This window comes from Pseudomonas sp. OF001 (assembly GCF_904426495.1).
Classification (GTDB): Bacteria; Pseudomonadota; Gammaproteobacteria; order Pseudomonadales; family Pseudomonadaceae; genus Geopseudomonas.
Genome location: NZ_CAJGBM010000017.1, coordinates 53,026 through 73,669, shown reverse-complemented (window position 1 = coordinate 73,669; position 20,644 = coordinate 53,026). Strand labels below are relative to the sequence as shown.

The 20,644-nt window shown below is 65.2% G+C and carries 24 protein-coding genes and 1 pseudogene; 14 read left to right on the top strand and 11 right to left on the bottom strand.

Annotation, left to right across the window (positions count from 1 at the left end):
- Positions 1–285, bottom strand: a 285-nt coding sequence (locus RA210_RS11990; RefSeq protein ID WP_201486598.1) for a helix-turn-helix domain-containing protein, incomplete at its 3' end; no start/stop codon positions are given.
- 34 nt (positions 286–319) lie between these two features.
- Positions 320–454 (bottom strand): IS3 family transposase, encoded by a 135-nt coding sequence (locus RA210_RS11985; protein ID WP_201486597.1) that lies wholly within the window; start codon positions 452–454, stop codon positions 320–322.
- A gap of 424 nt (positions 455–878) precedes the next feature.
- Here RA210_RS11985 and RA210_RS11980 point away from each other — a divergent pair, with 424 nt between their 5' ends.
- Positions 879–2,138 (top strand): hypothetical protein, encoded by a 1,260-nt coding sequence (locus RA210_RS11980; RefSeq protein ID WP_201486596.1) that lies wholly within the window; start codon positions 879–881, stop codon positions 2,136–2,138.
- 90 nt (positions 2,139–2,228) lie between these two features.
- On the opposite strand, the pseudogene RA210_RS11975 reads toward RA210_RS11980, so the two are convergent.
- The 3 genes and pseudogenes from RA210_RS11975 to RA210_RS11965 all read right to left on the bottom strand — a co-directional run.
- Positions 2,229–2,396, bottom strand: a pseudogene (locus RA210_RS11975) (transcription elongation factor GreB); the annotation flags it as partial.
- Between the two features lie 30 nt (positions 2,397–2,426).
- A complete protein-coding gene (locus tag RA210_RS11970) occupies positions 2,427–4,931 on the bottom strand; it encodes an ABC transporter permease (RefSeq protein ID WP_201486595.1) in 2,505 nt (834 codons plus the stop codon).
- Position 4,932: 1 nt separating this feature from the next.
- Positions 4,933–5,613, bottom strand: a complete 681-nt coding sequence (locus RA210_RS11965; RefSeq protein WP_201486594.1) for an ABC transporter ATP-binding protein — start codon at positions 5,611–5,613, stop codon at positions 4,933–4,935.
- A gap of 10 nt (positions 5,614–5,623) precedes the next feature.
- On the opposite strand from RA210_RS11965, the gene RA210_RS11960 reads away from it, so the two are divergent.
- From RA210_RS11960 to RA210_RS11950, 3 genes are all read left to right on the top strand, one after another.
- Positions 5,624–6,229 carry an arylesterase gene (locus RA210_RS11960; protein WP_201486593.1) on the top strand — a complete coding sequence of 202 codons (606 nt, stop codon included), beginning with the start codon at positions 5,624–5,626 and terminating at the stop codon, positions 6,227–6,229.
- A gap of 61 nt (positions 6,230–6,290) precedes the next feature.
- Positions 6,291–6,572 carry a hypothetical protein gene (locus RA210_RS11955; protein ID WP_136489016.1) on the top strand — a complete coding sequence of 94 codons (282 nt, stop codon included), beginning with the start codon at positions 6,291–6,293 and terminating at the stop codon, positions 6,570–6,572.
- 64 nt (positions 6,573–6,636) lie between these two features.
- On the top strand, positions 6,637–7,593 hold the full coding sequence (locus RA210_RS11950; RefSeq protein ID WP_372239866.1) for a L,D-transpeptidase family protein: 957 nt from the start codon (positions 6,637–6,639) through the stop codon (positions 7,591–7,593).
- A 147-nt stretch (positions 7,594–7,740) separates the two neighbouring features.
- Here RA210_RS11950 and RA210_RS11945 read toward each other — a convergent pair whose 3' ends face one another.
- Positions 7,741–7,992 carry an Lpp/OprI family alanine-zipper lipoprotein gene (locus RA210_RS11945; protein ID WP_090348647.1) on the bottom strand — a complete coding sequence of 84 codons (252 nt, stop codon included), beginning with the start codon at positions 7,990–7,992 and terminating at the stop codon, positions 7,741–7,743.
- 369 nt (positions 7,993–8,361) lie between these two features.
- On the opposite strand from RA210_RS11945, the gene RA210_RS11940 reads away from it, so the two are divergent.
- Positions 8,362–8,658, top strand: coding sequence for a GNAT family N-acetyltransferase (locus tag RA210_RS11940; RefSeq protein WP_201486592.1), 297 nt, complete (start codon positions 8,362–8,364; stop codon positions 8,656–8,658).
- A 65-nt stretch (positions 8,659–8,723) separates the two neighbouring features.
- Here the strand turns inward: RA210_RS11940 and RA210_RS11935 are convergent, their stop codons facing one another.
- A complete protein-coding gene (locus RA210_RS11935; protein ID WP_168772478.1) occupies positions 8,724–9,800 on the bottom strand; it encodes a 3-deoxy-7-phosphoheptulonate synthase in 1,077 nt (358 codons plus the stop codon).
- Between the two features lie 265 nt (positions 9,801–10,065).
- Between RA210_RS11935 and RA210_RS11930 the strand changes: the two genes are divergently transcribed.
- The 4 genes from RA210_RS11930 to cysB all read left to right on the top strand — a co-directional run bounded on the left by RA210_RS11930 (position 10,066) and on the right by cysB (position 13,578).
- Complete coding sequence (locus RA210_RS11930; protein ID WP_201486591.1) at positions 10,066–11,016, top strand: putative 2-dehydropantoate 2-reductase; 951 nt, start codon at positions 10,066–10,068, stop codon at positions 11,014–11,016.
- Positions 11,017–11,031: 15 nt separating this feature from the next.
- Positions 11,032–11,928 (top strand): 5'-nucleotidase, encoded by an 897-nt coding sequence (locus RA210_RS11925; protein ID WP_201486590.1) that lies wholly within the window; start codon positions 11,032–11,034, stop codon positions 11,926–11,928.
- A 56-nt stretch (positions 11,929–11,984) separates the two neighbouring features.
- On the top strand, positions 11,985–12,482 hold the full coding sequence (locus tag RA210_RS11920) for a universal stress protein (RefSeq protein ID WP_136489011.1): 498 nt from the start codon (positions 11,985–11,987) through the stop codon (positions 12,480–12,482).
- A 121-nt stretch (positions 12,483–12,603) separates the two neighbouring features.
- A complete protein-coding gene (gene cysB, locus RA210_RS11915) occupies positions 12,604–13,578 on the top strand; it encodes an HTH-type transcriptional regulator CysB (RefSeq protein WP_201486589.1) in 975 nt (324 codons plus the stop codon).
- An 88-nt stretch (positions 13,579–13,666) separates the two neighbouring features.
- Here the strand turns inward: cysB and ppnP are convergent, their stop codons facing one another.
- Complete coding sequence (gene ppnP, locus RA210_RS11910) at positions 13,667–13,948, bottom strand: pyrimidine/purine nucleoside phosphorylase (RefSeq protein ID WP_201486588.1); 282 nt, start codon at positions 13,946–13,948, stop codon at positions 13,667–13,669.
- A 121-nt stretch (positions 13,949–14,069) separates the two neighbouring features.
- A complete protein-coding gene (locus tag RA210_RS11905; RefSeq protein ID WP_136489008.1) occupies positions 14,070–14,657 on the bottom strand; it encodes an exonuclease domain-containing protein in 588 nt (195 codons plus the stop codon).
- A gap of 99 nt (positions 14,658–14,756) precedes the next feature.
- On the opposite strand from RA210_RS11905, the gene RA210_RS11900 reads away from it, so the two are divergent.
- The gene (locus RA210_RS11900) at positions 14,757–15,635 is read left to right on the top strand and encodes an NAD(P)-dependent oxidoreductase (RefSeq protein ID WP_136489007.1); all 879 of its coding nucleotides are present in this window, start codon (positions 14,757–14,759) and stop codon (positions 15,633–15,635) included.
- A 9-nt stretch (positions 15,636–15,644) separates the two neighbouring features.
- Here the strand turns inward: RA210_RS11900 and RA210_RS11895 are convergent, their stop codons facing one another.
- Positions 15,645–15,989, bottom strand: a complete 345-nt coding sequence (locus RA210_RS11895; RefSeq protein ID WP_201486587.1) for a DMT family protein — start codon at positions 15,987–15,989, stop codon at positions 15,645–15,647.
- Between the two features lie 125 nt (positions 15,990–16,114).
- Between RA210_RS11895 and RA210_RS11890 the strand changes: the two genes are divergently transcribed.
- On the top strand, positions 16,115–16,366 hold the full coding sequence (locus RA210_RS11890; RefSeq protein WP_201486586.1) for a YkgJ family cysteine cluster protein: 252 nt from the start codon (positions 16,115–16,117) through the stop codon (positions 16,364–16,366).
- Between the two features lie 95 nt (positions 16,367–16,461).
- Here the strand turns inward: RA210_RS11890 and gltA are convergent, their stop codons facing one another.
- Positions 16,462–17,748 (bottom strand): citrate synthase, encoded by a 1,287-nt coding sequence (gene gltA / locus RA210_RS11885; protein ID WP_136489004.1) that lies wholly within the window; start codon positions 17,746–17,748, stop codon positions 16,462–16,464.
- A 363-nt stretch (positions 17,749–18,111) separates the two neighbouring features.
- Between gltA and sdhC the strand changes: the two genes are divergently transcribed.
- From sdhC to sdhA, 3 genes are read left to right on the top strand one after another with little or no spacing between them, the layout of a single operon-like run.
- The gene (gene sdhC, locus RA210_RS11880; RefSeq protein WP_178084045.1) at positions 18,112–18,498 is read left to right on the top strand and encodes a succinate dehydrogenase, cytochrome b556 subunit; all 387 of its coding nucleotides are present in this window, start codon (positions 18,112–18,114) and stop codon (positions 18,496–18,498) included.
- Positions 18,492–18,860 carry a succinate dehydrogenase, hydrophobic membrane anchor protein gene (gene sdhD, locus RA210_RS11875; protein ID WP_136489002.1) on the top strand — a complete coding sequence of 123 codons (369 nt, stop codon included), beginning with the start codon at positions 18,492–18,494 and terminating at the stop codon, positions 18,858–18,860. The genes sdhC and sdhD overlap by 7 nt, the downstream gene beginning before the upstream one ends.
- 3 nt (positions 18,861–18,863) lie before the next feature.
- Positions 18,864–20,636: a succinate dehydrogenase flavoprotein subunit gene (sdhA, locus tag RA210_RS11870; protein WP_136489001.1), complete on the top strand. Its 1,773-nt coding sequence runs from the start codon at positions 18,864–18,866 to the stop codon at positions 20,634–20,636.
- Positions 20,637–20,644: the final 8 nt, after the last annotated feature.

Below are 20,644 nucleotides of genomic sequence, written 5' to 3'. Positions count from 1 at the left end.
CTCGGGAGAAAAGCGTTTTCGCAGCAGGTGGACGACCAGCTCGAACAGCTCGTTGCCGGGCACCAGCTTTTGCCGAGGCCGGCAGGACATGCGGCGTTCACGCATCGCTCGCTGGGCATGCTGGGTGGCGTACTCGCCCTGGGCGCTGCGGTTACGGCGGATCTCGCGACAGATCGTCGAGGGGCTGCGGTTGAGCATTCGGGCAATGGCCCTCTGGCTCATGCCGCGCAGCAGACCGACCTGGATGTTGGAGCGCTCTTCAATGCTGAGTTCGTAGTAAGACATGGCAACACCGTACCGGAAAGGTCAGGTGTTGCACTCAGTTTTTGCCGCCGCCCCCAGTTAACCCTGCATGGCGCTTTTCAAATACTACCGGGCTAGTTCTATTCAGGGGCGAATGCCGTCGTCGAGCATTGTAGAAACGTTCGATGTAGTCGAAAACATTGGCTCGCACCTCGTCCCGTGTCGCCTACTGGCGGTGATGCCCCGCTCGATATTCAGCATCGAGAGAAGGTTCTACATGGCTGCATTGACCCAACAATCCTCCTTGCGGCTCATGCTGCATTTGATGCCCTGATCGGCCAGTAACCGCAGGAGGTTCTAGCTGACGTACTGATTGCCCTGGATCGGATTGATGGAGAAGCGGCAGTGGCACCGACTTGCCTCTTCGCCAATGGTCGTCATCAGAGCGTCGCTGACCAGTTGCGCCGTCATGCTGCCACTCATCGAGCAGCTCGCCACCCAGCGTTGATTCGGCGCCGGTCACTGCGAGCAGGTCGATGCCCTGGCATGGATGGAATTTGCACCCCACTTCAGATGAGTGCTCGTTTGAGGCGTGCTAGGATCCTTTGGCTTTTAGGATTTTATGAGGATTTTGCATGATTTGTTATTCGGTGGGTGTTTCGGATATTGAGGTTTCAGTTATTAATGATTATTGGCGTGGTCATTTTGGTACTAGGGCTGAGTTTTGTTTTAGGGTTGGGGATATAAGTCATTCCTACCGGCTTGGTGGGGCTCGGAGTGTAGCTAAGATTATTAGTAAGTCTTGCTTTGCGAAAAATTCAAATAAATTTGTGTGTGCTTGTTGTGGGGTTGTTGAGCCAGTTTCAAGCAGGGCGCAGCTTATTGAAAGGGTGAGGCTTCTTGAGTTTCGGTGCTCAGAGTGTCAGCGAGTGGCGCGAGAAGAATTGCTTGATCGGAGTGCTAAGGTTGTTGGGGAGTTCAAGAGGAGCAATCTTTTTCCTTTCGACTATATTGATAAGCTTGATGTTGTTGAGTCTGTCTTTCTTTTTTCCGTTGTTGCTGGTGGGGTGGACTTGCGTTTGCCGATAGCTCAGGGCGCTAATGAGATTTGTGTGACTGGAGTTCCGGCTATTGATTATAGCATCTTCAGTTCTTTGCTTGGAAAAAGGGTTTTTGCATTCATAGAATCACTTCCGCCAGAGGTGGAGTCTGCAAGCAAGTCAATGTGTGTGGCGGATAATGCATCAAGGAGTCGGGCGAGAAATTTTAGTGAAGTCTGTGTCTCGCCGGATGGTGTATACCGAGGTGTGTATATCTTGTGTCCGGCTGAGGGTTGTGATGCGGGGGGGCTTTTGAAGGTGCTGCATGCAAGAATTGCTCGGGATAGGCTATCTATCGAGGAGGTCACTCGCATGCGGCAAATAGTCACAGAGATGAAGCAGGCGGGTCTTTACGGATTGATTGGGGAGGTGGCAAGGGAGTTCAAATTGCAAATTGAAAATTCCTCTGCACTTCAGGCGTTACTTTTGCATCTGGCTGAAAGGTATAGCCCGACAAAATTATTTTATACATTTCATGCGCAGGCGGACAGGGTTATTGTTTATCAGCATAAGAAAGGGATTTATTCGTTTGCACAAAGGCACCTTTTCGCAAAGTTTCTCGGTAATTATATTGACTATATCGAGGAACATGGGTTGGAGTTAAAAAAGTCAAAATCGTTTCCTCCAAACGTAGGAGGGGCACCATTCGAGACATTTTTCTGTAATTTTTTTCTCGATGACCATTTTGATTGGAGCAGGCTCTCTGCGCGAGAGGTCGTCTCGAGGTGGTTAGAGAGGGTTCAAATTGGGGAGGAGATGCCGGCATTGCATAGTCAGAAGGGTGGCGGCAGATAGTATGTGCCAATAGTATATATACTATTGCCTGATAGCCTAGCTATGTAGGTCTGGTCGATTTTAGTATGTGCTCCGGGGTTCTTAAAAAGATTCGGCGTTCTCCGAACGGTCGCCCTGGGCGGCGGCCTCGCTCACCGCCTGGGTGACCTGTGGACGGCGCACGTTCCACAGTTCGTGCAGCTCGGCGCGCAGGCGTGCCTCGCCCTCGGGAGTGATCAGCGGGGTGCCGGCGCTGCGCGGCGGACGGTAACGGCTCATCGGACGGGCATCCTGTAGGCAGTGGCAGGGTCAGACTTCACGCAGCACGGCGAGCGGGCTGGCGTCGAGTGCGCGGCGGGTGCCGAACAGGCCCGCGCCGCCGACCAGCAGGGCGCCGAGCGGCGGCAGGAGCAGGAGCATCGGGTGCGGCTGCCAGGCCAGGTCGAACGCCTGGCGGTAGAGCAGGGCGCTGATCAGCTCGCAGCCGACGGCGGCGAGCAGGCCGCTGCCGGCGCCGAGCACGGCGAATTCGCTGAGCCGGGCGCGCAGCAGCAGGCTCCGCTCGGCGCCGATGGCGCGCAGCAGCGCGCCCTGGCGGATGCGCTCGTCGAGGGTCGCCTGCAGGCCGGCGAACAGCACCACCAGTCCGGCGGCGAGGACGAACAGCAGCACGTATTCGACCGCCAGAGTGACCTGGGCGAGGATGCCGCGCAGCTGGGCGAGCACCGCGTCGATCTGCAGCAGGGTGACGGTGGGGAAGGCGCGCGCCAGATCTACCAGCGCCTGCTCCGAGCGCGGCGGCAGATAGAAGCTGGTCAGGTAGGTGACCGGCTGGCCAGCGAGGCTCTGCGGGTCGAAGATCACGAAGAAGTTGGGCTGGAAGTTGTCCCAGTCGACACTGCGCAGGCTGGCGACCCGCGCCTCGATGTCCTGGCCGGCGATGGTGAAGCCGAGGCGATCGCCCGGCTGCACGCCGAGGCTCTCGGCCAGCTTGGCCTCCACCGACACCGACGGGCCATGATCGGCCGGCAGCGTGTCCCACCACTGACCGGCGAGCAACTGGTTGCCGGCCGGCAGCTGCGCCGACCAGGTCAGGTTCAGGTCGCGGCGCACGGCACGCTCGCCGCGCGACTCCTCGCTCACCACCTCGCGCGCCGGCTGGCCATTGATGGTCACCAGCCGCCCGGGCAGCATCGGGTAGAGGCTGGCCGGCTGTGGCGACAGGGCGGCGATGTGCGCGGCGAAGGCGTCGCGCTCGGCCGGCAGGATGTTCAGGGCGAAGTGGTTGGGCGCCTGTTCGGGCAGCTGCGCCCGCCAGTTGTCGAGCAGTTCGCCGCGCAGCAGGGCCACCAGGGCCATGGCCAGCAGGATCAGGCCGAAGGCCAGCGACTGGCCGACCGCCGCCAGCGGGTGGCGCAGCAGCTGGCCGAGGCCCAGGCGCCAGGTCAGCCCGGCGTCGGCCAGCAGCCGGCGCAGGCCACGCAGGGCCAGCAGCCACAGGCCGCCGAGCGCCAGGCAGGCGAGCAGGCCGCCGCCGAGCAGGGCGAGGGTCAGGCGGATATCCAGGCTCAGCCACCACATGATCAGGCCCAGCGCGAGCAGGGCGATGGCGTACACCAGCCAGGTGGCCAGGGGCGGCGGCAGCAGGTCGCGGCGCAGCACGCGCAGCGGCGGCACCCGGCCCAGCGCTGCCAGCGGCGGCAGGGCGAAGCCGGCCAGCGCCACCAGGCCGGTGGCCATGCCGACCAGCGCCGGCTGCAGGCCGCCACCGGGGATCTGCGGCGGCAGCAGCCCGGCGAGCAGATGGAACAGGCCGAGCTGCGCCAGAGCGCCGAGCAGGGCGCCGGCCAGGCTGGCGAGCAGGCCGAGCAGCAGCAGCTGCAGGCCGAACAGCAGCAGCGTCTCGCGGCGGGTCAGTCCGAAGCAGCGCAGCATGGCGCTGAGATCGAGACGGCGGCTGGCGAAGCGGGTCGCCGACAGGGCGACGGCGACGCCGGCGAGCAGCACAGCGGCCAGGCTGGCCAGGTTGAGGTAGCGCCCGGCGCGGTCGAGGGCGCCACCGACCTGGCGGTTGCCGTCGCGGGCGTCCTGCAGGCGCTGGTGGGCGGCGAGGCCGGGCTGGACGGCGCGGCGGTAGGCGGCGAGGGCCTCAGGCGCGCCGCGCCACAGTTCGCGGTAGCTGACCCGGCTGCCGGGCTGGACCACGCCGGTGGCGTCGAGGTCGGCGAGGTGGATCAGCACCCGCGGGGTCAGGCTGTAGAAGTCGCTGCTGCGGTCCGGTTCGTAGGTCAGCACCCGGGTCAGGCGCAGCATCTGGCGGCCGACCTCGATCGGGTCGCCGACCTTCAGGTCCAGCGCCGCCAGCAGGCGCGCCTCGGCCCAGGCTTCGCCCGGCGCCGGTCGACCGCCGGGCTCCTCGCTGGCGTAGGGCTGCGCGGCACTCTTCAGACGGCCGCGCAGCGGGTAGGCGTCGTCCACCGCCTTGACGCTGGCGAGCTGCACGCCCTGGTCGGTGGCGATCACGCTGGAGAACTCCACCGCGCGGGCGTGCTCCAGGCCCTGGCGGGTGCCGGCGGCGATCTGCTCGGGGCTGGCCGGCGCCGTGCCGCGCAGCACCAGGTCGGCGGCGAGGAACTCGCCGGCGCGCAGCAGCATGGCGGCATTGAGGCGGGCGCCGAAATAGCCGATGGCGCTGCTCGCCGCCACGGCGATCAGCAGGGCGAAGAACAGCACGCGCAGCTCGCCGCTGCGCGCTTCGCGCAGCAGCTGGCGCAGGGCGAGGCGCAGCAGTCGGGACAGCGGCAGGTTGCGCATGTCAGGCCTGCGCGGCGATCAGACGGCCGGCCTCCAGGCGGATCTGCTGGTGGCAGCGTGCGGCCAGGCGGGCGTCGTGGGTGACCAGCACCAGGGTGGTGCCGCGTTCGCGGTTGAGTTCGAAGAGCAGCTCGCTGATGCGTTCGCCGGTCTGGCTGTCGAGGTTGCCGGTGGGTTCGTCGGCGAACAGGATGTCCGGCTCGCCGACGAAGGCGCGGGCGATCGCCACCCGCTGCTGCTCGCCGCCGGAGAGCTGGCGCGGATAGTGGGAGAGGCGCTGGCCGAGGCCGACGCGCTCGAGCAGTTCGCGGGCGCAGGGGCGGGCGTCGTCGCGGCCTTCCAGCTCCAGCGGAAGCATGACGTTCTCCAGGGCGGTGAGGCTGTCGAGCAACTGGAACGACTGGAACACGAAACCGACGTGCTCGGCACGCACCCGGGCGCGCTGGTCCTCGTCGAGCGTGGACAGGGCGTGGCCGGCGAGCAGCACCTCGCCGTCGCTCGGGCGGTCGAGGCCGGCGAGCAGGCCGAGCAGGGTCGACTTGCCCGAGCCGGAACGCCCGACGATGGCCAGGCTGTCGCCGCGGGCGAGGTCCAGGCTGAGGTCGGCGAGGATGGTCAGCTCGCCTTCCGCGCTGCGGACCACTTTGCTAAGGTTACGCGCGACTAGAATGCTGGCGTTCATGGAGAGTCAGATGCGTCCTTGGTTGTTGAGCGGCTGCCTGGGTCTGCTGTTGCTGGTGCAGAATGCGGCGGCGGGAACCCTGCTGGTCGTCGGCGATAGTATCAGCGCGGCTTTTGGCCTGGAAACCCGCCAGGGCTGGGTCAGCCTGCTCGCCGAGCGTCTGCAGCGCGAGGCGCCGCAATGGCAGGTGGTGAACGCTTCGGTGAGCGGCGACACCAGTGCCGGCGGTCTGGCGCGCCTGCCGGCGCTGCTCGAGGACCACCGGCCGCAACTGGTGCTGATCGAGCTGGGCGGCAACGACGGCCTGCGTGGCCAGCCGCCGGCGCGATTGCAACAGAATCTTGCCGGCATGATCGCCCGCAGCCGCGAGGCCGGCGCGCAGGTGGTGCTGCTGGGCATGAGGCTGCCGCCCAACTACGGCCAGCGCTATGCCAGCGCCTTCGAGCAGGTTTACCTCGATCTGGCGCAGAAGAAGGAGGTGCCGCTGGTGCCGTTCTTCCTGGAGGGCGTCGGCGGGGTCGCCGGCCTGATGCAGGCCGACGGTATCCATCCGGCGGCCGAGGCCCAGCCGATCCTGCTGGAAAATCTCTGGCCGACGCTACGGCCGCTGCTTTAGTGCTTTTCCCGTTCGAGGCTTTCGGCTAAGGTTGCGCGCCGCGCCGCCCCGGAGCCCCCTGATGTCGCGCCAGCCCTGGTCCCTCTATGCCTACCGGCTGCTCGTTCCCGCCGAGCAGCTGGACCTGTTCGCCTGTCAGGAGGTGCGCATGCATCTGGTTGCCCGGCAGCTGGAGCTGGACGATCCGGGCGACCATACCCTGTGCGGCAGCCTGCTGCCGGCACAGCCGTTGTGGGAGGAGCTGGACAGGGCCACCCTGAAGGACCGCCGGCTGTGTTCGGTCTGTCTGCAGCGTCTGCGCGCCGATCGCCGCGGCCTGCCGCGGGACTGGCCGGTGCGCTGAATTTTCCCCGGCGTCGGTTGTCGATGTACAATAATTGACCATCAACTCTGCTCAGGTACTCTCGATGTTCTCGCGTGTCCTTGCCGTTCGTCCCATGCTGGCCAGTCTGGCCGCATTGCTGCTGGCCGCGCCCGCCGGCGCACTGGAGCTGCCCCTGCCGCCGCCCGGGGAGGATGTCGTCGGCCAGGTACGGGTGATCAAGGCCAAGTACGAGGATACCTTCGCCGACATCGCCACGGCCAACGATCTGGGCTACCTGGAAATGGTCGCCGCCAATCCGGGGGTCGATCCGTGGCTGCCCGGCGTGGGCACCGAGATCATCCTGCCCACCCGCTACATCCTGCCGCCCGGTCCGCGCGAGGGCATCGTCATCAACCTCGCGGAGTACCGCATGTACTACTTCCCCAAGGGGCAGAACGTGGTGCACACCTACCCGCTGGGCATCGGTCGCGAAGGCTGGGGGTCGCCGATCGCCAACACCACCATCACCGCCAAGATGCCGAATCCGACCTGGACGCCGCCGGCCTCCATCCGCGCCGAGCATGCCGCCGAGGGCGACATCCTGCCGGCGGTGGTGCCGGCCGGGCCGGACAATCCGCTGGGGCCGTTCAAGTTCACCCTGGGCACGCCGGGTTACCTGATCCACGGCTCGAACAAGAAGTTCGGCATCGGCATGCGCGTCAGTCATGGTTGTTTCCGCATGCTCAACAACAATGTGCTGGAACTGGCGAAGATGGCTCCGGTCGGCACGTCGGTGCGCATCATCAACGAGCCCTACAAGTTCGGTGTGGCCGGCGGCAAGGTCTATCTCGAGGCGCACACTCCGCTCGACGATCATGGCGAGCCGTCGGTGGTCGACAAGCATACCGAGGTGATCAATACCCTGCTCAAGCGTGACGATCTCAGGGACAGCATGCGCCTGGACTGGGAGGTGGTGCGCGAGGTGGTGGCCGCCGAGGATGGTCTGCCAGTGGAGATCGCCCTGTCGCGCGAGGAAGTAGCCAGCGCGGCGACGCACTGAGCAGGCCGTCGCTGGCTGGAAAAACCCGCTGCAGTCAGGCTGCAGCGGGTTTTTTATTGTCCGTGGGGCTGCCAGGGGAAAGTGGCGGACAATAAAAAAGCCGACCCTCGCGGGTCGGCTTCTGCAAATGCAAGGTCTGGAGACCTATTACTTGCGGCTGGCTTTTTCCAGCATGCGCAGAGCGCGCTCGTTGGCTTCGTCAGCGGTCTGCTGAGCCTTCTGAGCAGCAGCCAGAGCCTCGTCGGCCTTGCGGTAGGCTTCGTCGGCACGAGCCTGAGCGCGGGCAGCGGCGTCTTCGGTGGCGGTCAGACGAGCTTCGGTTTCCTTGGACATGCTGCTGCAACCGGTAGCCAGGATGGCGGCCAGGGTCAGAGCGGAAATTTTCAGAACGTTGTTCATCGTGTTCCCCTTTGGGTGGACTTCCGTAATGCAATTTCCCTCTCGGGAAATCGGCTGGGTTATATAGTACGCATTACTTTTAGTAAGTAAACGTGTCTCGCGCAAGTCACGGGGAATTTTTTGTCATGCGTGGCATTTGGTCTGTCGTTTGTTTAAAAAATAATCGCTCCCGGCCGTTGGCGGCGGGCACTTGGCTGTCTGGGACCGGTCAAATTCAGGATTGACCGCTGAGGCGGTCGCAGGGCTTGGCTGCGACACGGATTTTGGACAGGGCCGGGTAGGCTTTGCTAATGTCTTGAGTTCAGACAGACAGTTTCATGGTCGCCGCAATCAGCGACGGCGGACGAGTTGGGCGAGGGGAGAACCGTGATGAGTGAGTCACTGTCCATTCGGCATGATCAGGCATGCAAGCAGTTCGAGGTGACGGTGGATGGCTGCCGGGCCTACCTGTCCTACATGGATCTGGGCAAACAGACCATCGACATCTATCGCACCTTCGTGCCCGATGCCCTGCGCGGGCGCGGCGTGGCTGCGGCGCTGACCGAGCAGGCGCTGCAGTACGCCGAGGACAAGGGCTATACGGTGATACCGTCCTGCTCCTACGTGGAGCGCTACATGGAGCGGCGCCAGCGCAATCGCGGCCTGGAGGCGCAGACTCAGGAGTGAAGCGTCCGCACACAAAAAAGCCGGGGTCAGACCCCGGCTTTTTTGTGTGCGGACGCTGGCTGGGCTCAGCCGCGCTTGCGCTTGGGCAGCACATCCCTGAGCTTGGCATGCATGCTGCGCAGGGTCTTTTCCGTGCTGTCCCAGTCGATGCAGGCATCGGTGACGGAGACGCCGTACTTGAGGTCGCAGAGATCCTTCGGGATCGACTGGCTGCCCCAGCCCAGGTTGCTCTCCACCATCAGGCCGATGATCGAGTTGTTGCCCTCGAGTATCTGGTTGGCGACGTTCTCCATCACCAGCGGTTGCAGGGCCGGATCCTTGTTGGAATTGGCGTGGCTGCAGTCGACCATGATGTTCGGGCTGATGCCGGCCTTGGCCAGTTCCTGTTCGCAGAGGGCGACGCTGACCGAGTCGTAGTTCGGCTTGCCGTTGCCGCCGCGCAGCACCACGTGGCCGTAGCGGTTGCCCTTGGTGGTGACGATGGACACCTGGCCCTGCTGGTTGAGGCCGAGGAAGCGGTGCGGGCTGGAGACCGACTGCAGGGCGTTGATCGCCACGGTCAGGCTGCCGTCGGTACCGTTCTTGAAGCCGACCGCCGAGGACAGGCCGGAAGCCATCTCGCGGTGGGTCTGCGACTCGGTGGTGCGTGCGCCGATGGCCGACCAACTGATCAGGTCCTGCAGGTACTGCGGGGAGATAGGGTCGAGCGCCTCGGTGGCGGTCGGCAGGCCCATTTCGGCCAGGTCGCAGAGCAGCTTGCGGCCGATGTGCAGGCCGTCCTGGATCTTGAACGAGTCGTCGAGGTAGGGGTCGTTGATCAGCCCCTTCCAGCCGACGGTGGTGCGCGGCTTCTCGAAGTACACGCGCATGATCAGGTACAGGGTGTCGGAGACCTCGGCGGCCAGCCCCTTGAGGCGCTCGGCGTATTCGTGGGCGGCCTTGATGTCGTGGATCGAACAGGGGCCCACCACCACGAACAGACGGTGGTCCTTGCCGTCGAGAATGTCGCGCACCACCTGGCGGCCGTCGCTCACGGTGCGGCGGGCGGTTTCGGTGAGGGGCAGTTCCTGCTTGAGCTGTTCGGGGGTGATCAGTGCCTCGTTGGAGGCAATGTTAAGGTCGTCGATCGGTAAATCAGCCATCGTGTTACTCATCGGTCACGGATGCCGTCCGCCGGCCAGGCCCGTGGCGGAGGCAGCAATAGGGGCAACGGGATGCCTGAACCTTAACGCTTTAGGCGCCCGCTTAACAATAAGATGTGCGGGTTTTTCGGCGCGGGATGTCAAGGCTCGGCAGCGGGCCGGGCGTCGATTCCGGCCGATCAGCGGACGCTTCCCGTTCGTCGGGCTTGCCAGGGTGGCGGCGGCCCATCGATAGTGGGCGGTCCATCCTTTCGGGAGCATTGCAATGAGCGAATCGGTTCGCCCGCGCATCGGCATCATCGGCACCGGAGCCATCGGTGGCTACTACGGCCTGATGCTGGCCCGTGCCGGCTTCGAGGTGCACTTCCTGCTACGCAGCGAATACGAGGTCGTGTCCCGCGACGGCCTGCGCGTGCGCCATGCCCAGCTCGGTGAGCTGCACCTGCCGCAGGTCAACGCCTGGCGTGACGCGACACAGATGCCTCCCTGCGACTGGCTGCTGGTCGGGGCCAAGACCACCAGCAACGCCGAGCTGGCGCCGCTGATCGTGCAGGCCGCGGCGCCGGGGGCGAAGGTGGTGCTGCTGCAGAACGGCCTGGGCGTGGAGGACGCGCTGCGTCCGCTGCTGCCCGATGCGCTGCACCTGCTCGGCGGGCTGTGCTTCATCTGTGCTCACCGCGAGGCGCCGGGCGTGGTGGTGCACCAGGCCCAGGGCGTGTGCAACCTCGGCTACCACAGCGGGCCGGCGTCGGCCGCCGAGCGCCAGGCGCTGCTCGAGCAGGGCGTGGCCTGGCTGCGCGAGGCGGGCATCGAGTCCGCCGTGATCGCCGATCTCGACCAGGCTCGTTGGCAGAAGCTGGTGTGGAACATCCCCTACAACGGCGTCTCGGTGCTGCTCGGCAGCTCCACCGCGCCGCTGATGGCCAGTCCGTACAGCCGCGCGCTGCTGCAGTCGCTGATGGAGGAGGTGGTGGATGCCGCCCGGGCCTGCGGCCACAGGCTGCCGGACAACTACCCGCAGAAGCTGCTGGCCTACACCGACCGCATGCCCGATTACCTGCCGAGCATGTACCACGACTTCGCCCAGCGTCGCCCGGCCGAGCTGCCGGCGCTGTATGCCGCGCCCCTTGCTGCCGCGGTCGCCGCCGGAGTGGACATGCCGCGGGTGCGCATGCTGCATCAGACGCTGGCCTTCCTGCAGGAAGCCGGTCAGTGACGGGGAGGAGCTGAGATGGCGGGCAGCCTGGGCGACAAGCTGGTGGTGACGATCTCCTCGCGGGCGCTGTTCGACCTCGACGACAGCCACCGCGTCTACGAGGCCGAGGGCATCGAGGCCTACCGGCAGTACCAGATCGCCCACGAGGACGAGGTGCTGGGGCCCGGCGAGGCCTACCCGCTGGTGGAGAAGCTGCTGGGCCTCAACACGCGTCTGGCGCAGGCGCGGGTCGAGGTGGTGCTGGTGTCGCGCAACAGTGCCGATACCGGCCTGCGGGTGTTCAACTCGATCCAGCACTACGGCCTGCCGATCACCCGCGCCGCCTTCGTCGGCGGGCGCAGTCCCGATCCCTACCTGGCCGCCTTCGGCTGCCAGCTGTTCCTTTCCACCCACGCCGAGGACGTGCGCCATGCCCTGGAGGCCGGCTTCGCCGCCGCCACCATCCTCGCCGGCGGTGCCCGGCGCGCGGCCAGCCACGAACTGCGCATCGCCTTCGATGGCGATGCGGTGCTGTTCTCCGACGAGGCCGAGCGCATCTACCAGCAGGACGGCCTGGCCGCCTTCCAGGCGCGTGAGCGCGAGGCGGCCCGTCAGCCGCTGGGCGGCGGGCCGTTCAAGCCGTTCCTTGCCGCACTCAACCGCCTGCAGCGCGAGTTCGCCGAGGAGGAGTGTCCGATCCGCACCGCACTGGTCACCGCGCGTTCGGCGCCGGCTCACGAGCGGGTGATCCGCACCCTGCGCGACTGGGACATCCGCCTCGACGAGTCGCTGTTCCTCGGCGGCCTCGACAAGTCGGCGTTCCTCGAGGCCTTCGCCGCCGACGTGTTCTTCGACGACCAGGCCGGGCACTGCGAGCGGGCGCGCAGCGTGGTGCCGACCGGCCATGTGCCCCACGGTGTGGCCAACGAGTGAGCGGCAAAGCCCTGCTACGCTGAGGAGGTAACGCAGCCCCCTGCCATGGAGGCCTGATGATCCGCTCCATCCTCTACGCCACCGACCTCGGGCTGTACGCACCCTACGTACTGCAGCACGCGCTGACGCTCGCGCGAGTGCACCACGCCGACCTGTATGTGCTGCACGTGGTCGAGCCGCTCGGGCTGTTCGCCGAATCGCTGCTGCAGACCTACCTCGATGCCGACTCGCTCAGCGATCTGCACCAGCACGGCCTCGAGCGCGTCATGGCCAGCATCGAGCAGCGGGTGTTCGAAGGGTTCTGCGACGAGCTTCAGGAAAGTGCCGAGGATGCGCTGCCGATCCGCGCCGTGCAGGTCCAGCTCGGCGATCCGCCGCAGGTGATCCTGCAGTTGGCGGAGGATCTCGCCGTGGAGCTGATCGTGATCGGCTCGCACAGCCAGAGCCTTCAGCCGGGCGCCGCGCTGGGGCGCACCTGCCTGCGCCTGCTGCAGCAGGCGCGGGTGCCGGTCTACCTAGTGCCCATCCTGCCAGAAGGTGGCGAAAGTCGCTGAGGGGAGCATACAGGAAGGTATTTCTCGTCTAAGATTCCAAAATAAACCATTGATATGGTTATAAAAAAAATCAGGGCTGCTCCGGCAGTCCGCCGGCCTATCTCCGAATCGAGGACCTTTCATGAAGCTTCAGCAACTGCGTTACATCTGGGAAGTTGCGCATCATGACCTGAACGTTTCAGCCACCGCGCAGAGCCTGTACACCTCGCAGCCGGGGATCAGCAAGCAGATCCGCCTGCTCGAGGACGAGCTGGGGGTGGAGGTATTCGCCCGCAGCGGCAAGCACCTGACGCGGATCACGCCGGCCGGCGAGCGGATCATCAATACCGCGGGGGAGATCCTGCGCAAGGTCGAGAGCATCAAGCAGATCGCCCAGGAGTTCTCCAACGAGAAGAAGGGCACCCTGTCGATCGCCACCACCCACACCCAGGCGCGCTATGCCCTGCCGCAGGTGATCGGCGACTTCATCAAGCAGTACCCGGAGGTGGCGCTGCACATGCACCAGGGTACGCCGACGCAGATCGCCGAGATGGCCGCCGACGGCACCGTGGACTTCGCCATCGCCACCGAGGCGCTGGAGCAGTTCGGCGATCTGGTGATGATGCCCTGCTATCGCTGGAACCGCTGCGTGATCGTGCCCCAGGGGCACCCGCTGACCCGCCTGCCCAGGCTGACCCTGGAGGCGCTGGCCGAGCATCCGATCGTCACCTACGTGTTCGGCTTCACCGGCCGCTCCAAGCTGGACGAGGCCTTCAGTCATCACGGCCTGGAGCCCAAGGTGGTGTTCACTGCTGCCGATGCCGACGTGATCAAGACCTATGTGCGCCTCGGCCTCGGCGTCGGCATCGTGGCGCGGATGGCGGTCGACCCGGTGCAGGATGGCGATCTGGTGGTGCTCGACGCCAGCGAGCTGTTCGAGCCCAGCGTGACCAAGATCGGCTTCAGGCGCGGCACCTTCCTGCGCGGCTTCATGCTCGACTTCATCGAGCGCTTCGCTCCGCACCTGACCCGCGAGCGGGTGATGGAGGCGGTGCAGTGCCGCAACAAGTCCGAGCTGGAAGAGCTGTTCGCCGACGTGGAGCTGCCGACCTACTGAGGCGGCCGCCCGGCAGTGGCGCAATGAAAAGCCCGACCTTATGGTCGGGCTTTTCATTGGTGCAGCGCAGGGGCACAGGCCCCGCGACTCAGCGGTATTCGCAGAGATAGGCGGTATCCTGGGCGACCTTGAGCTGGAACTTGCTGTCGGCCGGCACATCGAACTTGCTGCCGGCGGCGAAGGTTTCCCAGCTGTCGCTGCCCGGCAGCTTGACGGTCAGCGCGCCGGCGATCACGTGCATCACTTCGGCCTTGGCGGTGCCGAATTCGTATTCGCCCGGGGCCATCACGCCGACGGTGGCCGGACCTTCGGTCATGTCGAAGGCGATGGATTTGACGGTGCCGTTGAAGTACTCGTTGACCTTGAACATGCGGGCCTCGCAGGAAGGGAAGAAAAAGGGCGCGCCAGTATGCCCAAGGCGCATGCCCGCGTCACCTGTGTTGCGGCCGGGCTCGGGCCCTGCCCGGGCGGTGCGCGGCCGCCGGGGACGCTCAGTGCGGGGTGTGCAGCTCGAGGCGCGCGGCGGCGAGGGTCGGCAGGGTCAGCGGCAGCAGGCGGGCGATGTTGCGCGCATCGTCGATGCCGCGATGCTGGGTACCGCGGAACTCCAGGCCGGCGATCTCCAGGGCGCGGTTGAGGCCGACCTGCTTGCGCCCGGCGGTGCCCTTGAACTGGCGGTTGAACAGCTTCTTCAGGTTGAAGTGGGGCAGGGCGGCCAGGGCGCTGGCGATCCGCTGGCGGCGCCATTCCGCCTCGAACTGCTGGCGGTCGTAGTTGCCCCAGCTGAGCCAGCCCTGCAGGCCGGGGAGGTGCGCCTGCAGCCAGGGCTCGAAGCGCTCCTGCAGCTGCAGCAGGGTCGGCGCCTGGTCGACGTCCGCCTGGGCGATGTGGGTGAGCTGCCGGCAGAAGGCGGTGAGCTGCGGGCGGCGGGTGGGACGGACGAAGCTCTGGAAGTGATCCTGCTCGCGGCCCTGTTCGTCGACGACCACCGCGCCGATCTCGATGATTTCCATCTCCTCGGTCGGCCAGCCGCCGTCATCGGTGGTGGCCTCCAGGTCGATTACCAGCCAGTGCTTCATGCGCCCTCCGCAGTCCGTTTCGGCCGAGTATGGGGGCTGCCTACTGCTCCGGTAAATCCCTGTGCTAGGCTCGGCCTCTCGTCGAATGGAGGTGTAAGGATGGCAAAGGTCGCATTTCTCGGTCTGGGGGTGATGGGCTACCCGATGGCCGCGCATCTGCTGCGCAACGGCCACGAGGTCTGTGTGTACAACCGCACGGCCGAGAAGGCCCGGCGCTGGGTCGCCGAGCACGGTGGGCGCAGTGCGGCTACGCCGCGCGAGGCGGCGGTCGGCGCCGAGTTCGTGATGAGCTGCGTGGGTAACGACGACGACCTGCGCGCGGTGCTGCTGGGGGCGGATGGCGCTTTCGCCGGCATGGCGCCGGGCAGCGTGCTGGTCGATCACACCACGGCCTCGGCTGCGGTTGCCCGCGAGCTGGCGGTGCTGGCGGCCGAGCGCGAACTGGAGTTCCTCGATGCGCCGGTTTCCGGCGGCCAGGCGGGGGCCGAGAATGGCGTGCTGACGGTGATGGTCGGCGGCGAGGCGGCGGTATTCGCCCGCGCCGAGCCGGTGATCCAGAGCTACGCGCGCATGGTCAGGCTGATGGGGCACGCCGGCAGCGGCCAGTTGACCAAGATGGTCAACCAGATCTGCATCGGCGGCCTGCTGCAGGGGCTGTCCGAGGCGCTGCATTTCGCCCACTGCGCCGGCCTCGACGGCAAGGCGGCGATGGAGGTGATCGCCAAGGGGGCGGCACAGTCCTGGCAGCTGGAGAACCGTCACGCCAGCATGCTGGAAGGGCGCTTCGACTTCGGCTTCGCCGTCGACTGGATGCGCAAGGATCTCGGCATCCTGCTCGACGAGGCGCGGCGCAACGGCGCGCAGCTGCCGGTCACCGCGCTGGTCGACCAGTTCTACGCCGAAGTGCAGGCCGACGGGGGCGGGCGCTGGGATACTTCCAGTCTGATCACCCGGCTCAAGCCGCCGGCGAAGGGTTGACCGGCCGGTTCAGGCGCTGCGGAAGATGAAGTACACGGCGCCGACCAGGCACAGTCCGGCCCACAGGTAGTCGAGCTTCAGCGGCTGCTGCATGTACAGCACGCTGAACGGCACGAAGATGCTCAGGGTGATCACCTCCTGCATGATCTTCAGCTGGCCGACCGACAGTTCGGTGTAGCCGATGCGGTTGGCCGGCACCATCAGCAGGTACTCGAACAGGGCGATGCCCCAGCTGACCAGGGCGGCGATGACCCACGGCTTGCCGTTGAGGGTCTTCAGGTGGCCGTACCAGGCGAAGGTCATGAAGATGTTGGACAGGCTGAGCAGGGCCGCGGTCTGCATCCAAACCGGCATGGGGCTTTCTCCCGTACATGGCGATGGGCTGTGCTTGGCGACAACCGAAACGGCGGCTATCCTCCCGCGCCGCGCGGCCGATGTCATGCGCCGCCATGATTTCCATCGTATCGAGAGCCTGAACCATGGAGTGTCGAGCCGGTTGCGGGGCCTGCTGCATCGCCCCGTCGATTTCCTCGCCGATTCCCGGCATGCCGCAGGGTAAGCCGGCCGGTGTCCGCTGCGTGCAGCTGGATGAGCGCAATCTGTGCCGGCTGTTCGGCCTACCGGAGCGGCCGCCGGTGTGCGGCCGGTTTGCCGCCGATCCGCAGGTGTGCGGCGAGAGCCGCGAGCAGGCCATCCGCTTGCTCACGGAGTGGGAGCGGATGACCGCCTGAGGCGTGCCGCCGGTGGGGCGGACCCTGCCGGCGGCAGGGTGAGGCCCAAAAGCAAAGGGGCTGCCGAAGCAGCCCCTTGCCGGTGACGCGATGACTTACTTGCGCTGATCCAGCGGCACGTAGTCGCGGGTCGGGTGGCCGGTGTAGATCTGGCGCGGACGGCCGATCTTGTAGCCGCCGGCGTACATTTCCTTCCACTGCGAGATCCAGCCGGCGGTGCGCGCCAGGGCGAAGATCACGGTGAACATGCTGGTCGGAATGCCGATGGCCTTCAGGATGATGCCCGAGTAGAAGTCCACGTTCGGGTACAGGTTGCGCTCCTTGAAGTACGGATCGTTGCGCGCGATCTCCTCGAGCTTCATGGCCAGCTCGAGCTTCGGATCGTTGATGCCCAGCTCGGACAGCACCTCGTCGCAGGTCTGCTTCATGACCTTGGCGCGCGGGTCGAAGTTCTTGTACACGCGGTGACCGAAGCCCATCAGCTTGAACGGATCGTTCTTGTCCTTGGCCTTGGCGATGAACTTCTCGATGTTCTCGACGCTGCCGATCTCGTCCAGCATGGTCAGCACGGCCTCGTTGGCGCCGCCGTGAGCCGGTCCCCACAGCGCGGCGATGCCGGCGGCGATACAGGCGAACGGGTTGGCACCGGTGGAGCCGGTCAGGCGCACGGTGGAGGTGGAGGCATTCTGCTCATGGTCGGCGTGCAGGATGAAGATGCGGTCCATGGCCTTGGCCAGCACCGGGTTCACCTTCTTCTCCTCGCACGGGGTGTTGAACATCATGTGCAGGAAGTTTTCCGCGTAGCTCAGGTCGTTGCGCGGGTACATGATCGGCTGGCCGACCGAGTACTTGTAGGCCATGGCGGCCATGGTCGGCATCTTGGCGATCAGGCGGATCGCGGAGATCTCGCGGTGCTTCGGATCGTTATTGTCCAGCGAGTCGTGGTAGAAGGCGGACAGGGCGCCGACCAGGCCGCACATCACCGCCATCGGGTGTGCGTCGCGGCGGAAGCCGTTGAGGAACGACTTCATCTGCTCGTGAACCATGGTGTGGTTCTTCACCAGGCCGGTGAACTCGGCCTTCTGCGCAGCGGTCGGCAGCTCGCCGTAGAGCAGGGCGTAGCAGGTTTCGAGGTAGTCGGATTTCTCGGCCAGCTGCTCGATCGGGTAGCCGCGGTGCAGCAGGACGCCCTTGTCGCCGTCGATGAAGGTGATCTTCGACTCGCAAGCGGCGGTCGACATGAAGCCAGGATCATAGGTGAACACCCCCTGGCTGGTCAGGCTGCGAACGTCGATGACGTCCGGGCCCATGGAGCCAGAGAGAATGGGCAGCTCGACGGGGGCGGCGCCCTCGATGATCAACTGTGCTTTCTTGTCAGCCATAACCGGCCTCCTAAAATTGTGCTTGGCTTGAAATCATCTTTCTATACACGGCCCCCCAGGCAGGGCCCGTGCCACTATAGAGCGATAAAGGCGAAAGTCAATTTGTCCGAAAGTCGGTCGACACGCCTTCTGCGCGCGCATGTTCGCTCAAGTTCACGGCTATTTACTCCTTTCGGACGGGTGCGACAATCAGTCCTTTAGGCTAAGGCCGCGCGTTGTCAGGCCTGACCTAACTGTCTATACTGCGTGGCCGACCGCCAGAGGCTATGCCAGGCCTAGGTTCTGGCTGTTGTCACTACCTGGTGATGGGTACCTGACAAGTGCACTTCCCGACAACTTGCCCTGCTGGTTGGGGCTCTCAGTGTGAAAAAAGCCGTGAATAGCAAACGACCCGTAAACCTAGACCTTAGGACCATCCAACTCCCAGTCACTGCTTACACGTCCATCGCTCACCGTATCTCCGGCGTCATTCTGTTCCTGGGCATCGCTGTGCTGCTGTACGCACTCGACCTGTCCCTGGCGTCCGAGGAAGGCTTCGAGCAGGTGAAGGCGTGTCTGGCCAGCCCCCTGGCCAAGCTCGTGATGTGGGGTCTGTTGTCCGCGCTCCTGTACCACCTGGTAGCCGGCATTCGCCATCTGATTATGGATATGGGCATTGGCGAAACGCTGGAAGGCGGCAAGCTGGGCTCCAAAATCGTCATCGCCATTTCCGCGGTGCTGATCGTTCTTGCAGGGGTGTGGGTATGGTAACCAACGTCACTAACTTCTCCCGGTCGGGCCTCTACGACTGGATGGCCCAGCGGGTCTCCGCTGTGGTGCTCGCGGCTTACTTCCTCTTCCTGCTGGGCTACCTGGTCGCCAATCCGGGGCTGGGTTATGCCGACTGGCACGGTCTGTTCGCCCAGGGCTGGATGCGCATCTTCAGCCTGCTGGCCGTCGTCGCCCTGAGCGTGCACGCCTGGGTCGGCATGTGGACCATCTCCACTGACTACCTGACGCCGATGGCGCTGGGCAAGTCGGCCACCGCTGTGCGTTTCCTCTTCCAGGCAGTCTGCGGCATCGCCATGTTCGCGTTCTTCGTCTGGGGTGTGCAGATTCTTTGGGGTATCTGATCCATGGCTAGCATTCCTACTCTTTCCTTCGACGCCATCATCATCGGTGGTGGCGGTGCCGGCATGCGCGCCGCGCTGCAGCTGTCCCAGTCCGGTCACAAGACCGCCTGCGTGACCAAGGTCTTCCCGACCCGTTCGCATACCGTGTCCGCCCAGGGCGGCATCACCTGCGCCATCGCTTCGGCCGACCCGAACGACGACTGGCGCTGGCACATGTACGACACCGTCAAGGGCTCCGACTACATCGGTGACCAGGACGCCATCGAGTACATGTGTTCCGTAGGTCCGGAAGCCGTGTTCGAGCTCGAGCACATGGGTCTGCCGTTCTCCCGCACCGAGCAGGGCCGCATCTACCAGCGTCCGTTCGGTGGTCAGTCCAAGGACTACGGCAACGGTGGCCAGGCTGCCCGTACCTGCGCCGCGGCCGACCGTACCGGTCACGCCCTGCTGCACACCCTGTACCAGGCCAACCTGAAGAACGGCACCACCTTCCTCAACGAGTGGTTCGCCGTCGACCTGGTGAAGAACCAGGACGGTGCCATCGTCGGCATCATCGCCATCCGCATCGAGACCGGCGAGACCGTCTACATCCGCTCCAAGGCCACCGTGCTGGCTACCGGCGGTGCCGGCCGTATCTACGCCTCCACCACCAACGCCCTGATCAACACCGGCGACGGCGTGGGCATGGCCCTGCGTGCCGGCGTGCCGGTGCAGGACATCGAGATGTGGCAGTTCCACCCGACCGGCATCGCCGGCGCCGGCGTGCTGGTGACCGAAGGTTGCCGCGGCGAGGGTGGCTATCTGATCAACGCCCACGGCGAGCGCTTCATGGAGCGTTACGCTCCGAACGCCAAGGACCTGGCCGGCCGCGACGTGGTCGCCCGTTCCATGGTCAAGGAAGTGATCGCCGGCAACGGCTGTGGTCCGGACAAGGATCACGTGCTGCTGAAGCTCGATCACCTCGGCGAGGAAGTGCTGCACAGCCGCCTGCCGGGCATCTGCGAACTGTCCAAGACCTTCGCCCACGTCGACCCGGTGGTCGCGCCGATTCCGGTGATCCCGACCTGCCACTACATGATGGGTGGTGTGGCCACCAACATCCATGGCCAGGCCATCACCCAGGACGCCAACGGCAACGACAAGATCATCGAAGGCCTGTTCGCCGTGGGCGAAGTGGCTTGCGTGTCGGTGCACGGCGCCAACCGTCTGGGCGGCAACTCGCTGCTCGACCTGGTGGTGTTCGGCCGTGCTGCCGGTCTGCACCTGGAGAAGGCCCTCAAGGAGGGCATCGAGCACCGCGGCGCCACCGAGAGCGACCTCGAGGCTTCCCTCAAGCGCCTGTCCGGCGTCAACGAGCGCACCACCGGTGAAGACGTTGCCCCGCTGCGCAAAGAGCTGCAGCAGTGCATGCAGAACTACTTCGGTGTGTTCCGTACCGGCGAATACATGCAGAAGGGCATCGCCCAGCTGGCAGAGCTGCGCGAGCGCATCGCCAACGTCAAGATCGCCGACAAGAGCCAGGCCTTCAACACCGCGCGTACCGAAGCGCTGGAGCTGCAGAACCTCCTCGAAGTGGCCGAAGCCACTGCGATCGCCGCCGAGGTCCGCAAGGAGTCCCGTGGTGCCCACGCCCGCGAAGACTTCGAAGAGCGCGACGACGAGAACTGGCTGTGCCACACCCTGTACTTCCCGGGTGAGAAGCGCGTGGCCAAGCGCGGCGTGAACTTCTCGCCGAAGACCGTTCCGGCGTTCGAGCCCAAAGTGCGTACTTATTAAGGGAGGCT

What these genes read in the sequence shown, in the direction of transcription:
- RA210_RS11980 (WP_201486596.1), top strand. Translation starts at nt 879, where the DNA reads ATGATTTGTTATTCGGTGGGTGTTTCGGATATTGAGGTTTCAGTTATT.
- RA210_RS11970 (WP_201486595.1), bottom strand. Translation starts at nt 4,931, where the DNA reads ATGCGCAACCTGCCGCTGTCCCGACTGCTGCGCCTCGCCCTGCGCCAG.
- RA210_RS11965 (WP_201486594.1), bottom strand. Translation starts at nt 5,613, where the DNA reads ATGAACGCCAGCATTCTAGTCGCGCGTAACCTTAGCAAAGTGGTCCGC.
- RA210_RS11960 (WP_201486593.1), top strand. Translation starts at nt 5,624, where the DNA reads ATGCGTCCTTGGTTGTTGAGCGGCTGCCTGGGTCTGCTGTTGCTGGTG.
- RA210_RS11955 (WP_136489016.1), top strand. Translation starts at nt 6,291, where the DNA reads ATGTCGCGCCAGCCCTGGTCCCTCTATGCCTACCGGCTGCTCGTTCCC.
- RA210_RS11950 (WP_372239866.1), top strand. Translation starts at nt 6,637, where the DNA reads ATGTTCTCGCGTGTCCTTGCCGTTCGTCCCATGCTGGCCAGTCTGGCC.
- RA210_RS11945 (WP_090348647.1), bottom strand. Translation starts at nt 7,992, where the DNA reads ATGAACAACGTTCTGAAAATTTCCGCTCTGACCCTGGCCGCCATCCTG.
- RA210_RS11940 (WP_201486592.1), top strand. Translation starts at nt 8,362, where the DNA reads ATGAGTGAGTCACTGTCCATTCGGCATGATCAGGCATGCAAGCAGTTC.
- RA210_RS11935 (WP_168772478.1), bottom strand. Translation starts at nt 9,800, where the DNA reads ATGGCTGATTTACCGATCGACGACCTTAACATTGCCTCCAACGAGGCA.
- RA210_RS11930 (WP_201486591.1), top strand. Translation starts at nt 10,066, where the DNA reads ATGAGCGAATCGGTTCGCCCGCGCATCGGCATCATCGGCACCGGAGCC.
- RA210_RS11925 (WP_201486590.1), top strand. Translation starts at nt 11,032, where the DNA reads ATGGCGGGCAGCCTGGGCGACAAGCTGGTGGTGACGATCTCCTCGCGG.
- RA210_RS11920 (WP_136489011.1), top strand. Translation starts at nt 11,985, where the DNA reads ATGATCCGCTCCATCCTCTACGCCACCGACCTCGGGCTGTACGCACCC.
- cysB (WP_201486589.1), top strand. Translation starts at nt 12,604, where the DNA reads ATGAAGCTTCAGCAACTGCGTTACATCTGGGAAGTTGCGCATCATGAC.
- ppnP (WP_201486588.1), bottom strand. Translation starts at nt 13,948, where the DNA reads ATGTTCAAGGTCAACGAGTACTTCAACGGCACCGTCAAATCCATCGCC.
- RA210_RS11905 (WP_136489008.1), bottom strand. Translation starts at nt 14,657, where the DNA reads ATGAAGCACTGGCTGGTAATCGACCTGGAGGCCACCACCGATGACGGC.
- RA210_RS11900 (WP_136489007.1), top strand. Translation starts at nt 14,757, where the DNA reads ATGGCAAAGGTCGCATTTCTCGGTCTGGGGGTGATGGGCTACCCGATG.
- RA210_RS11895 (WP_201486587.1), bottom strand. Translation starts at nt 15,989, where the DNA reads ATGCCGGTTTGGATGCAGACCGCGGCCCTGCTCAGCCTGTCCAACATC.
- RA210_RS11890 (WP_201486586.1), top strand. Translation starts at nt 16,115, where the DNA reads ATGGAGTGTCGAGCCGGTTGCGGGGCCTGCTGCATCGCCCCGTCGATT.
- gltA (WP_136489004.1), bottom strand. Translation starts at nt 17,748, where the DNA reads ATGGCTGACAAGAAAGCACAGTTGATCATCGAGGGCGCCGCCCCCGTC.
- sdhD (WP_136489002.1), top strand. Translation starts at nt 18,492, where the DNA reads ATGGTAACCAACGTCACTAACTTCTCCCGGTCGGGCCTCTACGACTGG.
- sdhA (WP_136489001.1), top strand. Translation starts at nt 18,864, where the DNA reads ATGGCTAGCATTCCTACTCTTTCCTTCGACGCCATCATCATCGGTGGT.